Here is a 13,504-nt window from a genome sequence, read left to right on the forward strand (position 1 = left end):
CGCATGTTCGGCAAACTCACACTATCGGCGATCCCGTTCGATCAGCCCATCATCATGGTGGCCGGCGCCTTCATGGGGCTGGTCGTGCTGGGCATTCTCGCCGCGCTGACGATCACCGGCCGGTGGAAATGGCTGTGGACGGAATGGCTGACGACAGTCGACCACAAGAAACTCGGCGTGATGTACATCATCGTCGCGCTGATCATGCTGCTGCGCGGCTTCGCCGACGCGATCATGATGCGCATGCAGCTCGCGCTCGCGTACAACGCGCCCGGCTACCTGCCGCCGCACCACTATGACCAGATCTTCACGGCACACGGCGTGATCATGATCTTCTTCATGGCGATGGTGTTCATGGTCGGCCTGATGAACCTGATCGTGCCGCTGCAGATCGGCGCGCGCGACGTCGCATTCCCGTTCATCAACTCGCTGAGCTTCTGGATGACGGCGGTCAGCGCGATCCTGATCAACATCTCGCTCGTGATCGGCGAATTCGCGCAGACGGGCTGGCTCGCGTACCCGCCGCTGTCGGAGCTGCAGTTCAGCCCGGGAGTAGGCGTCGATTACTACCTGTGGGCGCTGCAGATCTCGGGCGTCGGCACGCTGCTGACCGGCGTGAACTTCTTCGTGACGATCGTCAAGATGCGCGCGCCGGGCATGACGCTGCTGAAGATGCCCGTGTTCACGTGGACCGCGCTCTGCACCAACGTGCTGATCATGGCGTCGTTCCCGATCCTGACCGCGACGCTCGCGTTGCTTGGCCTCGACCGTTACCTCGGCATGCACTTCTTCACCAACGAAGCCGGCGGCAACGCGATGCTGTACCTGAACCTGATCTGGGCGTGGGGCCATCCGGAGGTGTACATCCTGATCCTGCCGGCGTTCGGCATCTTCTCGGAGGTCATCGCGACGTTCGCGAAGAAGCCGCTGTTCGGCTACAAGACGATGGTGTACGCGACCTGCGCGATCATGGTGCTGTCGTTCCTCGTGTGGCTGCATCACTTCTTCACGATGGGCTCGGGTGCGAACGTGAACGCGTTCTTCGGCATCATGACCATGATCATCGCGATCCCGACCGGCGTGAAGGTGTTCAACTGGCTGTTTACGATGTATCGCGGCCGGATCGAATTCACGACGCCGGTGCTGTGGACGATCGGCTTCATGGTCACGTTCACGCTCGGCGGCATGACCGGCGTGATGATGGCGATTCCCGGCGCGGACTTCGTGCTGCACAACAGCCTGTTCCTGATCGCGCACTTCCATAACGTGATCATCGGCGGCGTGCTGTTCGGCTATCTCGCGGGCTTCAACTACTGGTTCCCGAAGGCGTTCGGCTTCAAGCTGAACGAGAAGCTCGGCAAGGCCGCGTTCTGGTTCTGGCAGGTCGGCTTCTATGTCGCTTTCGTGCCGCTCTACGTGCTCGGCTTCATGGGCATGACGCGCCGCCTGAACCACTACGACAACCCGGCCTGGCATCCGTGGCTGCTGGTCGCCGCATTCGGCGCCGTGCTGATCGCGATCGGCATTGCATGCCAGCTGCTGCAACTGGTGGTCAGCATCCGCAACCGCAACCTGCCCGAATACCGCGACACGACGGGCGACCCATGGGGCGGCCGCACGCTGGAGTGGGCGACCTCGTCGCCGCCGGCCGACTACAACTTCGCGGTGATCCCGCAGGTGCGCACGCTCGACGCGTACGCGGACCTGAAGGCGCGCGGCGAAGGCCGGCCGAACCCGGCGTCGATCCGCGATATCCATATGCCGTCGAATACCTGCGCGGGCCTCGTGGTCGCGATTTTCAGCCTGGTGCTCGGCTTCGCGCTGGTATGGCACATCTGGTGGCTCGCGATCGCCGGGCTCGTCGGGATCGTCGCGACGCTGGTGATCTACAGCTCGCGCGATAACGACGGCTATTACATCCCCGCGTCGACGGTGCGGAAGATCGAAGACAAGCAGCCGACCAAGCGCGTGCCTGCGCGTGTCGACGACGTGGAACTGGAGGCCAACTGATGTTGCAGAAAACCTTGAGCGCAACCCTGCTCGAGCACGACGACCATCCGCCGTCGCATTCGGTGTTCGGTTTCTGGCTGTACCTGATGACCGACTGCGTGATCTTCGCGGCGCTGTTCGCGACGTTCGCGGTGCTCGGCCACCAGTATGCGGGCGGGCCGACCGCGAAGGACCTGTTCGACATCCCGGGCGTCGCCGTGGAAACCGCCGCGCTGCTGCTGTCGAGCATCACGTACGGTTTCGCGATGCTCGCCGCCTACAAGCAGCGGCGCGGCGCGCTGCTCGCGTGGCTGGCGGTGACGTTCGTGCTCGGCGCGGCGTTTCTCGCGATGGAACTGCGCGAGTTCTCGCACCTGATCGCGGAAGGCGCGGGCCCGCAGCGCAGCGCGTTCCTGTCGGCGTTCTTCACGCTGGTCGGCACGCACGGGCTGCACGTGACGGCCGGCCTGCTGTGGATGCTCGTGCTCGCCGGGCAGATCGTGTTCCGCGGCGGCGACCTGACCGATCGCGACCTGCGGCGCCTGACGTGCCTGAGCCTCTTCTGGCACTTCCTCGACATCGTGTGGATCTGCGTGTTTTCCTTTGTCTATCTCGCGAGCGTGATCTAAATGGCCCATTCGCATTCGTCTCAACTGGAAGAAGGGCACGGCAGTGTCGGCGGCTACGTCGCCGGCTTCATCCTGTCGGTGCTGCTCACGGCCGCGTCGTTCGGCCTCGTGATGGGCGGCGTGCTGTCGCCGCATGCGTCGCTGATCGCGTTGGCCGTGCTGGCATTCGTGCAGATCGTCGTGCACCTCGTGTACTTCCTGCACATGAACGGTTCGTCGGGCCAGCGCTGGAACGTGATGGCATTCAGCTACACGGTGCTGACCGCGGCGATCCTGATCGTCGGCACGCTGTGGGTGATGCACAACGTCAGCATGAACATGATGTCGCGCTGAGCGGCGTCGCGGCGCCGGGTCCGATATCCGCGCGCGTTGATGAAGAAGAGGCGGCACGCAGGTGCCGCCTTTTTGTTTTGTTGCAGTGCGCGCCGCGCAAGGCGGTCGACGGCGAGATGACGATCAGCGCACCGGGGCGCACAAGCGCGAGCCGGAAGGGTTTCGGCAGCCGGCGAGGGCAGGGCCGGCCGGCGCCGATTGTTACAAGACGTTAGCGCACGCTTTCCGTTGCGATGCCGCGCATCAGTTCTTACAAACTTGAAATATGCGGGGATGGTGCTTGCCGTTATAGTCGAATCACACATGACACAACCAGAAGAGGAATCCATGAAGACCTTGCGTGTTGCCTCGCTCTTGACCGGTATGACGGCCTTGCTCGTGTCGGGCGCAGCAATGGCGGGAGTCAATGTCGGGATCAACGTCGGCGTGCCGGCACCGGTTTATGTCGCGCCCGCGCCCGTGTATGCGCCGCCTCCGCCGGTCATCTATCAGCCGGCGCCCGTGTATGCACCTGCGCCCGTCTATGCGCCGGCGCCGGCGATCGTGATCGGCTGGCACGGCGATCGCTACTGGGACGGCCGCCGCTACTGGGGCCGCGACGAGTGGTATCGCCACCATGGCCGCGGCTGGGGCGGCGATCGCGATCGTGGTCACTGGGATCATGGCCGCCACAACGGCTGGCGCTGATCGACATGCTGCGCCCGGGTGACGCGGGCGCGTTGTCCGCTCGTGAAGAAACCGCCCGCGTGGCGGTTTTCTTTTGGCTCGAAGGATTGAATGGGTAGAATCGTCTCACGTTACTACCCTCATTCGACCGACAGGGCCTCTATGACGAAGGGTTCGCCCCGGGCCGCCATCGCGCGCGTCCGCTTCGGCGCGCTGCATGCCGCACGGGCCGCCGGCCGCGTTGCCGCGGTGTTTGCGATGCAGGCGGCGTTTGCCGCGACGGCCGCGCACGCGGCCTACGCGATTGCGCAGTACGGCGAGCCGAAGTATCCGCCGGGCTTCAAGCATTTCGACTACGTCAACCCCGATGCGCCGAAGGGCGGCACGCTCGTGCTCGCGAACCCGAGCCGGCTGACGTCGTTCGACAAGTTCAATCCGTTCACGATGCGCGGCAACCCCGCGCCGGGCATCGACAACCTGTTCGAGAGCCTGGCGACGGGCAGCTCGGACGAACCGGCATCCGCGTACGGGCTGCTTGCCGACGATATCGACATCGCGCCCGATCGCCGTTCGGTCACGTTCCACCTGAATCCTCGCGCACGCTTCTCGAACGGCGACGCCGTCACGGCCGACGACGTCAAGTTTTCGTTCGACACGCTGAAGAGCAAGCTGGCCGCGCCGCAGTTCGGCGCGTATTTCGCGGAGATCGCGAAGGCCGTGGTCGTCGACCCGGCCACCGTGCGCTTCGAGTTCCGTAGCGCGAATCGCGAGTTGCCGCTGATCGCCGGCGGCGTGCCGGTGTTCTCGCGCAAGTGGGGATTGCGCGCGGACGGCTCGCGCATCCCGTTCGACCAGCTCGCGTTCGAGCAGCCGATCGGCAGCGGCCCGTACCTGATCGAGCGCTACGACAACGGCCGCACGATCACCTACCGGCGCAACCCCGCGTACTGGGGCGCCGACCTGCCGGTGCGGGTCGGCACCCACAACTTCGAGCGGATCGTCTACAAGCTGTACGGCGACGGCGTCGCGAGGCTCGAGGCGTTCAAGGCCGGCGAATACGATGTGCTCGTCGAGTACATCGCGCGCAACTGGGCGCGGCGCGACGTCGGCAAGCGTTTCGACAGCGGCGAGCTCGTCAAGCGCGAATTCCGCCAGCACAACGGCGCGGGCATGCAGGGTTTCTTCATGAACCTGCGCCGGCCGCTGTTTCGCGACGTGCGGGTGCGTCAGGCGCTCGATCTCGCGTTCGACTTCGAATGGCTGAACCGGCAGCTGTTCTACAGTGCCTACACGCGTCTCGACAGCTATTTCGCCGACACCGACCTGCAGGCGACCGGCACGCCGGGCGCAGGCGAGCTGAAGCTGCTGGAGCCGCTGCGCGCGCAGCTCGACCCGGCGGTGTTCGGCCCGATGGTCACGCAACCGGACACGAACCCGCCGGGCTCGCTGCGCGCGAACCTGCTGAAGGCGCGCGCGCTGCTCGCGCAGGCCGGCTGGACCTATCGCGACGGCGCGCTGCGCAATGCGAACGGCGAGCCGTTCACGTTCGAGATCCTCGACGATGCGGGCGGCGCGATGGAAGGTGTCGTGACTGCCTACCGGCGCAATCTGGCGAAGCTCGGCATCGACGCACGCTTTCGCACGGCCGACTACGCGCTGCTGCAAAAGCGCCTCGATGCGTTCGACTACGACATGACGACGGTCCGCCTGCCGGGCGTGCAGGTGCCGGGCGCCGAGCAGTTCTCGCGTTACGGCAGCAAGTTCGCCGACGAACCGGGCTCCGACAACATCATCGGGCTGAAGTCGCCGGCCGTCGACGCGCTGCTGCACGCGCTCGGCACCGCGCAGTCGCGCGACGAGCTGCTCGACGCGACGCACGCGCTCGACCGCGTGCTGATGCACGGCTACTACGCGGTCCCGCAGTGGTACAGCACGACGCACCGGATCGCGTACAAGCGCACGCTCGCCTATCCGCAGACGCTGCCGCTGTACTATTCGGCCGAGGGCTGGGTCGTGTCGACCTGGTGGGCGAAGCCCGCTCACTGACCCGCGCCGGCCCTTCGTCCAACCCAGCCTACCGATCACGAGTCGACGCCCTATGTGGAGCTACATCCTCAAACGCCTGCTGCTGATGATCCCGACGCTCGTCGGCGTGCTGACCCTCACGTTCGCGGTGACCCAGTTCGTGCCGGGCGGCCCGGTCGAGCAGGCCGTGCAGGAGTTGCGCAAGGGCGCGACGGAGCAGGGCGCGGTGCCGTTCGGGATGCGTGCGCACACCGGCGTCGACGCGCAGCAGCTCGCGCAGCTCAAGGCGCTGTACGGTTTCGACAAGCCGCCGCTCGAGCGCTACTGGCTGATGCTGAAGCGCTTCGCGCGCTTCGATCTCGGCGACAGCTACTTCCGCCACCAGAGCGTGTGGTCGCTGATCGTGCAGAAGCTGCCCGTGTCGATCAGCATCGGGCTGTGGACGTTTTTCCTCACGTATCTCATATCGGTGCCGCTCGGCATCGCGAAGGCCGTGCGCAACGGTTCGCCGTTCGACGTCGCGACGAGCCTCGTCGTGCTCGTCGGCTATGCGATCCCGGGCTTCGTGCTCGGCGTGCTGCTGCTCGTGCTGTTCGGCGGCGGCTCGTTCTGGCAGCTTTTTCCGCTGCGCGGCCTCACGTCGGACAATTTCGCCGAGCTGTCGCTCGCCGGCAAGGTGCTCGACTACCTGTGGCACATCGCGCTGCCGATCACGGCGTCGGTCGTCGGCAGCTTCGCGGTCGTCACGATGCTCACGAAGAATGCGTTTCTCGACCAGATCCGCCGGCAATACGTGCTGACCGCGCGCGCGAAGGGGCTCTCCGAGCGCAGCGTGCTGTGGAAGCACGTATTCCGCAATGCGATGCTGCCGCTGATCGTCGGTTTCCCGGCCGCGTTCATCGGCGCGTTCTTCACCGGCAGCCTGCTGATCGAGACGCTGTTCTCGCTCGACGGCCTGGGGCTGCTGTCGTACGAGTCGGTGGTGCGCCGCGATTACCCGGTCGTGCTCGGCACGCTGTACCTGTTCACGCTGATCGGGCTCGCGACCAAGCTGATTTCCGACCTCTGTTATGTGTGGGTCGATCCACGCATTCAATTCGACAACCTGGAGCGCTGACATGAAACCGTCCGTCTGCATGCCCGGCGTCACCGGGCGAGGTGCGCGATGAACCGGGCCGTCGTGTCGTCCCGCATCGACGTGGCGCGCGCGCACGTGTCGCCGTCGCCGGCGCGCCGCGTGTGGCAGCGCTTCCGGCAGCAGCGCCTCGGCTACTGGAGCTTCGTGATCTTCGTCGTCGCGTTCGCCGCGAGCCTTGCGGCGCCGCTTTGGTCGAACGACAAGCCGCTCGTCGTGCGCTACGACGGCCAATACTATTTCCCGCTGTTCCATGCGTACCCGGAGACGGCCTTCGGCGGCGATTTCCCGGCGCCGGCCGACTATCTCGATCCGTATGTGCGCAAGCGGCTCGAGGCGCCCGGCAACTTCGTTGTCTACCCGCCGAACCGCTATTACTACGACACGCTGAACTACTTCTCGAACGTGCCGAACCCGGCGCCGCCGTCGCGCCAGAACTGGCTCGGCACCGACGCGCAGGGGCGCGACCTGCTCGCGCGGCTCGTGTACGGGTTCCGCGTGTCGGTCGAGTTCGGGCTGATCCTGACCGTGATCGGCACGCTGCTCGGGATCGCCGCCGGCGCCGTGCAGGGCTTCTTCGGCGGACGCATCGACATCGTCGGGCAGCGGCTGATCGAGATCTGGAGTTCGCTGCCCGAGCTGTACCTGCTGATCATCTTCGCGTCGATCTTCGAGCCGAGCTTCCTGCTGCTGATCGTGCTGCTGTCGCTGTTCGGCTGGATCGGGCTGGCCGACTACGTGCGCGCGGAATTCCTGCGCAACCGCACGCAGGACTACGTGCGCGCGGCGCGCGCGATGGGGCTCACGAACTGGCAGATCATCTGGCGCCACGTGCTGCCGAACAGTCTCACGCCGGTGATCACGTTCCTGCCGTTCCGGATGAGCGGGGCGATCCTCGCGCTGACGAGCCTCGATTTCCTCGGGCTCGGCGTGCCGCCGCCGACGCCGAGCCTCGGCGAACTGCTCGCGCAGGGCAAGGGCAACCTCGACGCATGGTGGATCTCGCTGTCGACGTTCGGCGTGCTGGTCGCGACGCTGCTGCTGCTGACCTTCATGGGCGACGCGCTGCGCAATGCGCTCGACACGCGGATCGCCGATTCGATACGTGCGGCGGGAGGCCAGCGATGAGCGAAACGGTCGTATCGAGGCACGACGAGCCGCTGCTGTCGCTCGAACGTCTGCATGTGCGCTTCGGCGACACGGTCGCGGTGGACGACGTGACGCTCGCGATCGGCCGCGGCGAGCGCGTCGCGCTCGTCGGCGAGTCGGGTTCGGGCAAGAGCGTGACCGCGCTGTCGATCCTGCGGCTGCTGCACGACGCCGACGTGAGCGGCGCGATCCGCTTCGCGGGGCAGGATCTTGCGGCCAAGAGCGAGCGCGAGATGCGCGGGCTGCGCGGCTCGGACATCGCGATGATCTTCCAGGAGCCGATGACGGCGCTCAACCCGCTGTATACGATCGGCGTGCAGATCGGCGAGACGATCGTGCTGCACGACGGCGTATCGGCCGTCGAGGCGCGCAAGCGCGCGATCGCGCTGCTTGCGCGCACGGGCATCGCGGAACCCGACAAGCGCGTCGACAGTTACCCGCACCAGTTGTCGGGCGGCCAGCGGCAGCGCGCGATGATCGCGATGGCGCTCGCGTGCCGGCCGCGCCTGTTGCTGGCCGACGAGCCGACTACCGCGCTCGACGTGACGATCCGTGCGCAGATCGTCGACCTGCTGCTGGAACTGCAGCGCGAGGAAGCGGAAAAGCGCGGGATGGCGGTCCTGCTGATCACGCACGACCTGAATCTGGTGCGCCACTTCGCTGATCGCATCGCGGTGATGGAGCACGGCCGGCTCGTCGAGAGCGGGCCCGTCGAGCGGATTTTCGCGGAACCCGAGCATCCGTATACGCAGCGGCTGCTGAACAGCCGGCCGCAGCGCATGATCGCGCCGGTCATGCCGATCGCGCCCGTCGTGCTCGACGCGCGCCATGTGAGCGTGCAGTTCGCACGCAAGCGGCCGGGCTTCGCGGGCTGGTTCGGCACGGTGCCCGTGACGGCCGTCGCGGACGTGTCGGTGTCGGTGCGACAGGGCGAAACGCTCGGCATCGTCGGTGAATCGGGGTCCGGGAAATCGACGCTCGCGATGGCGCTGCTCGGGCTGCAGAAGACGGCCGGCGGCGAGATCGAATTCCAGGGGCGCGCGCTGTCGACCTATCGCGGCCGCGAACAGACCGCGCTGCGCTCGAACATGCAGGTCGTCTTTCAGGATCCGTTCAGTTCGCTTTCGCCGCGTCATACGATCGAACGGATCGTCGGCGAGGGGCTCGAGCTGCATCGCCCGGAAATGACGCCCGACGCGCGCCGCGCGAAGTCGCTCGCGGTGCTGCGCGAAGTCGGCCTCGACCGCACGGTATTGCACCGCTATCCGCACGAATTCTCGGGCGGGCAGCGTCAGCGGATCGCGATCGCGCGTGCGCTGGTGCTGGAGCCGCGCATCCTGATCCTCGACGAGCCGACTTCCGCGCTCGACGTGTCGATCCAGCAGCAGGTGCTGAAACTGCTCGCGAATTTGCAACAGAAATACAACCTCGGCTATGTATTCATCAGCCACGATCTGGAGGTGATCGGCGCGATGGCGCACCGCGTCGCGGTGATGCAGGACGGCGCCGTCGTCGAGTCGGGAGACGTCGCCGACATCTTCACCAGACCGTCACATCCTTACACACAAAAGCTGTTGAAAGCGGTCTGGAAAGCGTGATAGGCGTCCAATGGTCTGATCATCTCGATTGTATTTTTTAATTTGTTTTGACAAACGATTACGCGCTGGCTAGTATCGACCGAAATTTTCCGCCAATCAGCTGATTTTTAAGCACATTCCATCGACCAATGCAGCATCGATCCCTGACCCTGGCATGCGCGCGCACCATCGCCGGGCTGTTCATCGGCGCCCTGTTCGCAGCAGCTCCCGGCGCGTTCGCCGACGAAGTCAGCAGTTTTAACCAGAATGTCACGAATTCGACTCAAATCGGGTCGGGTTCCTCCCTCCAGCAGACCAGTGCCCAGCCGTCGGGCGGCGGCGCGAAGTCGTTCCTTGCCGGCATGGCGGGCAAGGCCGGCGATGTCGTCGTCGGCGCGCTGAACATGATCGGCGTGCGTTATCGCTGGGGCGGCAACTCGCCGGATTCGGGCCTCGACTGCAGCGGCTTCGTCCGCTACGTGTTCCAGGACACGCTCGGCATGTCGCTGCCGCGTCGCGCGGAAGAGATGAGCCGGGTCGGCGAGAAGGTAAGCATGAGTAACCTCAAGCCGGGCGATCTCGTGTTCTTCAACACGATGCGCCGCACGTTCTCGCACGTCGGCATCTATATCGGCGACAACAAGTTCGTGCATTCGCCGTCGACGGGCAGCACCGTTCGCGTCGACGATCTCGACAGCGGCTACTGGGAAAAGCGTTTCACCGGCGCGCGCCGGCTCGAGTCGGCGTTCCCGATGAAGGCCGAGGATTTGCGCCAGCGCGTGCGCGCGACGATCGGCGACGATTCGGCGAGCGGCAACAACTGACGTTCGCCGGTCAGCCGGACCGGATCGAAAAAACCCTGTCACCGAAAGGCGGCAGGGTTTTTTGTTTTGAGGCCGGCGCAGGGGACGACGCGGAAGTCGTTCCGCCGGTCGCGGGGCGGCGGCGCGTGCCGTTCCGTCCCGCGACCGGCGTGCTTCTTACGCGGCGGCCACGCCGCGCGCCGCCGCGAGCTTGCGCTGCAGTTCCGGCATGATGCGCGCGACCGCTTCCTCGCCTGCGAGAATCGCCGCGTTGCGCTGGTTGAAGTCGCTGCCGCCCATGGCCGCGAGGTTCGGGCGGACCACGACGTCCGCGTATTTGTCGAGCTCGTAGGTCTTGATCGTCTGGCCCATGATCGTGAAGGTCTGCAGCAGCATCTCGATCGGGTTGTTGGTCGCCGCGCCGTCCGGCCGGGCCGAGATGTCGACCGCGATCACGAAGCTCGCGCCCATCTTGCGCGCGTACGACGCGGGCACCGGGCTCACGAGGCCGCCGTCGACATATTCGCGGTTGCCGATCTTCACCGGTTCGAACACCGACGGCACGCTGCACGACGCACGCACCGCGAGCCCCGTGTTGCCTTGCTGGAACAGGATCGGCTGGCCGCTCTGCAGATCCGTCGCGACGATGCCGAGCGGCTTCGCCATCTTCTCGATCGGCCGGTTGTTGAGCGTCTTGTTCAGGAAGTTCTGCAGGGCGACACCCTGCAAGAGGCCGCGCGAGCGGAACGGCAGCGCCCAGTCGCTGATCGCCGCCTGATCCATGTCGAGCGCGATCTTGTTGATCTGCAGCGCGCTCATGCCCGACGCATAGAGTGCGCCGACCACCGAGCCCGCGCTCGTGCCCGCGACGATCTCGATCGGGATGCCGCGCGCCTCGAGCGCCTTCAGCACGCCGATGTGCGAGAAGCCGCGCGCGGCGCCGCCGCCGAGCGCGATGCCGATCTTCACGGGCTTCTCGTTGGATGTGTTGTCGGGACGGGATTTGCCGCCGAACGACGTACAGGCGGCGAGGCTGGCGGACGCGCACGCGATCGTGAAATGGCGGCGCGACAGGCGAGGGGACGACATCGAATGGTTCTCCGGCGGCTTGGCGGCGGGTTACACGGCCCGCGGCGGCGATAGGTTCCGAGCGGCCGCGCGGCAGGTTCCGAGCGGCCGGCGCCGCGCCGGTTGGCGGCCGCGGCGCGCACATCATAAAGCAAGCGGTGCGCTTGGCGCGATGTCCGGCGCGAGTATAATTCCGGCTTCTTTCCCGTTCCGGGCGTCGCCGGCCCCGTTGTTGTCCGGGCTGCCGCCGTCGATCCCGCGTCGAATCATTCATGCGCCCCAGGCGTTCGAGTTACCGTTTATGACCCGTCCTGTCCGTACCCGCTTCGCGCCGAGTCCCACCGGCTTCATCCACCTCGGCAACATCCGCTCCGCACTCTATCCGTGGGCGTTCGCCCGCAAGATGAAGGGCACGTTCGTGCTGCGCATCGAGGATACCGACGTCGAGCGCTCGTCGCAGGAAGCGGTCGATGCGATCCTCGAGGGGATGCAGTGGCTCGGCCTGGATTTCGATGAAGGCCCGATCTACCAGATGCAGCGGATGGACCGCTATCGCGAGGTGCTCGCGCAGATGCTCGAGAAGGGCCTCGCGTACCCGTGCTACATGTCGGCCGAGGAGCTCGACGCGCTGCGCGAACGCCAGCGCGAGGCCGGCCTGAAGCCGCGCTACGACGGCACGTGGCGTCCGGAGCCCGGCAAGGTGCTGCCCGAGCCGCCGGCAGGCGTGAAGCCCGTGCTGCGCTTCCGCAATCCGCTGACCGGCACGGTCGTGTGGGACGACGCCGTGAAGGGCCGCGTCGAGATCTCGAACGAAGAACTCGACGACCTCGTGATCGCGCGCCCGGACGGCACGCCGATCTACAACTTCTGCGTGGTGGTGGACGACATGGACATGGGCATCACGCACGTGATCCGTGGCGACGACCACGTGAACAACACGCCGCGCCAGATCAACATCCTGAATGCGCTCGGCGGCGAGGCGCCCGTCTATGCGCACCTGCCGACCGTGCTGAACGAGCAGGGCGAGAAGATGAGCAAGCGGCATGGCGCGATGAGCGTGATGGCGTATCGCGACGCAGGCTTCCTGCCCGAAGCGGTCGTCAACTATCTCGCGCGCCTCGGCTGGTCGCACGGCGACGCGGAGATCTTCTCGCGCGAGCAGTTCGTCGAATGGTTCGATCTCGAGCATCTCGGCAAGTCGCCCGCGCAGTACGACCACAGCAAGCTGAGCTGGCTGAACGCGCATTACATCAAGGAAGCCGACAACGCGCGCCTCGCCGCGCTCGCGAAGCCGTTCCTCGACGCGCTCGGTATCGACGACGCGGCGCTCGCGACGGGCCCGGCGCTCGACGCCGTGGTCGGCCTGATGAAGGATCGCGCGACGACGGTCAAGGAGATCGCGGAAGGCGCCGCGATGTTCTACCGCGTGCCGGCACCGGAGGCCGATGCGATCGCGCAGCACGTGACCGATGCGGTGCGGCCGGCACTGGCCGATCTCGTCGTCGCGCTGAAGGCGGCCGACTGGACGAAGGAAGCGGTGTCCGCCGCGCTGAAGGCGACGCTCGGCACGCACAAGCTGAAGATGCCGCAACTCGCGATGCCGGTGCGCCTGCTGGTGGCGGGTACGACGCACACGCCGTCGATCGATGCGGTGCTCGTGCTGTTCGGTCGCGACGTCGTGGTGTCGCGCATCGAGGCCGCGCTGGCCTGAGGTTCGTGCGTGAGCGAAGCTGTCTGCGCGCGAGATCGCGGCGGCTTCGCAAAAAATTTCGCTCGAATCGCAAAAAGGGTATTTACAAGTTCAAAGTCGGTCCATATAATCTCATTTCTGTTCTGCAAGGGGGTATAGCTCAGCTGGGAGAGCGCTTGCATGGCATGCAAGAGGTCAGCGGTTCGATCCCGCTTACCTCCACCAACAGAACAAATTGGATTGATTTGCGAAGCAGTAGTTGTAGTAATAAATGCTTCACAGAATGATCTAAAGCAGTTAGAATTCCGGCCTTCGCTGTTGATGAGAAGTGAATAGCGAAAGTCAGACAGATCTGAAAAGATTTTGTCCCCTTCGTCTAGAGGCCTAGGACATCACCCTTTCACGGTGAGTACAGGGGTTCGAATCCCCTAGGGGACGCC

11 protein-coding genes and 2 tRNA genes are annotated in these 13,504 nt (G+C 65.6%); 12 read left to right on the forward strand and 1 reads right to left on the reverse strand.

What is annotated here, in order from left to right; all coding sequences use genetic code 11:
- Positions 1-3 precede the first annotated feature (3 nt).
- The 9 genes from cyoB to AC3WLY_RS27490 all read left to right on the forward strand — a co-directional run bounded on the left by cyoB (position 4) and on the right by AC3WLY_RS27490 (position 10,327).
- A complete protein-coding gene (gene cyoB, locus AC3WLY_RS27450) occupies positions 4-2,010 on the forward strand; it encodes a cytochrome o ubiquinol oxidase subunit I (RefSeq protein WP_492309287.1) in 2,007 nt (668 codons plus the stop codon).
- Complete coding sequence (gene cyoC / locus AC3WLY_RS27455; RefSeq protein ID WP_114177421.1) at positions 2,010-2,618, forward strand: cytochrome o ubiquinol oxidase subunit III; 609 nt, start codon at positions 2,010-2,012, stop codon at positions 2,616-2,618. Before cyoB ends, cyoC begins: the two co-directional genes overlap by 1 nt.
- Positions 2,619-2,951, forward strand: coding sequence for a cytochrome o ubiquinol oxidase subunit IV (cyoD, locus tag AC3WLY_RS27460; protein WP_011352504.1), 333 nt, complete (start codon positions 2,619-2,621; stop codon positions 2,949-2,951). It begins immediately after the preceding gene.
- Positions 2,952-3,278: 327 nt separating this feature from the next.
- On the forward strand, positions 3,279-3,638 hold the full coding sequence (locus AC3WLY_RS27465) for a hypothetical protein (protein ID WP_072437056.1): 360 nt from the start codon (positions 3,279-3,281) through the stop codon (positions 3,636-3,638).
- Between the two features lie 141 nt (positions 3,639-3,779).
- Positions 3,780-5,663 carry an extracellular solute-binding protein gene (locus tag AC3WLY_RS27470; RefSeq protein WP_175961189.1) on the forward strand — a complete coding sequence of 628 codons (1,884 nt, stop codon included), beginning with the start codon at positions 3,780-3,782 and terminating at the stop codon, positions 5,661-5,663.
- 52 nt (positions 5,664-5,715) lie between these two features.
- Positions 5,716-6,759, forward strand: a complete 1,044-nt coding sequence (locus AC3WLY_RS27475) for a microcin C ABC transporter permease YejB (RefSeq protein ID WP_425133142.1) — start codon at positions 5,716-5,718, stop codon at positions 6,757-6,759.
- A gap of 48 nt (positions 6,760-6,807) precedes the next feature.
- Positions 6,808-7,905, forward strand: a complete 1,098-nt coding sequence (locus AC3WLY_RS27480) for an ABC transporter permease (RefSeq protein WP_310141730.1) — start codon at positions 6,808-6,810, stop codon at positions 7,903-7,905.
- Positions 7,902-9,524, forward strand: coding sequence for a dipeptide ABC transporter ATP-binding protein (locus tag AC3WLY_RS27485; RefSeq protein WP_310141732.1), 1,623 nt, complete (start codon positions 7,902-7,904; stop codon positions 9,522-9,524). The genes AC3WLY_RS27480 and AC3WLY_RS27485 overlap by 4 nt, the downstream gene beginning before the upstream one ends.
- Before the next feature lie 128 nt (positions 9,525-9,652).
- Positions 9,653-10,327, forward strand: coding sequence for a C40 family peptidase (locus AC3WLY_RS27490; protein ID WP_310141735.1), 675 nt, complete (start codon positions 9,653-9,655; stop codon positions 10,325-10,327).
- Between the two features lie 156 nt (positions 10,328-10,483).
- On the opposite strand, the gene AC3WLY_RS27495 is transcribed toward AC3WLY_RS27490, so the two are convergent.
- The gene (locus tag AC3WLY_RS27495; protein ID WP_175961185.1) at positions 10,484-11,395 is read right to left on the reverse strand and encodes a patatin-like phospholipase family protein; all 912 of its coding nucleotides are present in this window, start codon (positions 11,393-11,395) and stop codon (positions 10,484-10,486) included.
- Positions 11,396-11,675: 280 nt separating this feature from the next.
- Here AC3WLY_RS27495 and gltX point away from each other — a divergent pair, with 280 nt between their 5' ends.
- The 3 genes from gltX to AC3WLY_RS27510 all read left to right on the forward strand — a co-directional run bounded on the left by gltX (position 11,676) and on the right by AC3WLY_RS27510 (position 13,502).
- Positions 11,676-13,085 (forward strand): glutamate--tRNA ligase, encoded by a 1,410-nt coding sequence (gltX, locus tag AC3WLY_RS27500; RefSeq protein WP_072437063.1) that lies wholly within the window; start codon positions 11,676-11,678, stop codon positions 13,083-13,085.
- Between the two features lie 128 nt (positions 13,086-13,213).
- Positions 13,214-13,289 (forward strand) — tRNA-Ala (locus AC3WLY_RS27505).
- A gap of 140 nt (positions 13,290-13,429) precedes the next feature.
- Positions 13,430-13,502 (forward strand) — tRNA-Glu (locus tag AC3WLY_RS27510).
- Positions 13,503-13,504: the final 2 nt, after the last annotated feature.

The sequence above is a fragment of the Burkholderia sp. FW306-1C-G01B genome, assembly GCF_058781685.1.

Coding starts and splice junctions, on each gene's coding strand:
- cyoB (WP_492309287.1), top strand. CDS start 4: ATGTTCGGCAAACTCACACTATCGGCGATCCCGTTCGATCAGCCCATC.
- cyoC (WP_114177421.1), top strand. CDS start 2,010: ATGTTGCAGAAAACCTTGAGCGCAACCCTGCTCGAGCACGACGACCAT.
- cyoD (WP_011352504.1), top strand. CDS start 2,619: ATGGCCCATTCGCATTCGTCTCAACTGGAAGAAGGGCACGGCAGTGTC.
- AC3WLY_RS27465 (WP_072437056.1), top strand. CDS start 3,279: ATGAAGACCTTGCGTGTTGCCTCGCTCTTGACCGGTATGACGGCCTTG.
- AC3WLY_RS27470 (WP_175961189.1), top strand. CDS start 3,780: ATGACGAAGGGTTCGCCCCGGGCCGCCATCGCGCGCGTCCGCTTCGGC.
- AC3WLY_RS27475 (WP_425133142.1), top strand. CDS start 5,716: ATGTGGAGCTACATCCTCAAACGCCTGCTGCTGATGATCCCGACGCTC.
- AC3WLY_RS27480 (WP_310141730.1), top strand. CDS start 6,808: ATGAACCGGGCCGTCGTGTCGTCCCGCATCGACGTGGCGCGCGCGCAC.
- AC3WLY_RS27485 (WP_310141732.1), top strand. CDS start 7,902: ATGAGCGAAACGGTCGTATCGAGGCACGACGAGCCGCTGCTGTCGCTC.
- AC3WLY_RS27490 (WP_310141735.1), top strand. CDS start 9,653: ATGCAGCATCGATCCCTGACCCTGGCATGCGCGCGCACCATCGCCGGG.
- AC3WLY_RS27495 (WP_175961185.1), bottom strand. CDS start 11,395: ATGTCGTCCCCTCGCCTGTCGCGCCGCCATTTCACGATCGCGTGCGCG.
- gltX (WP_072437063.1), top strand. CDS start 11,676: ATGACCCGTCCTGTCCGTACCCGCTTCGCGCCGAGTCCCACCGGCTTC.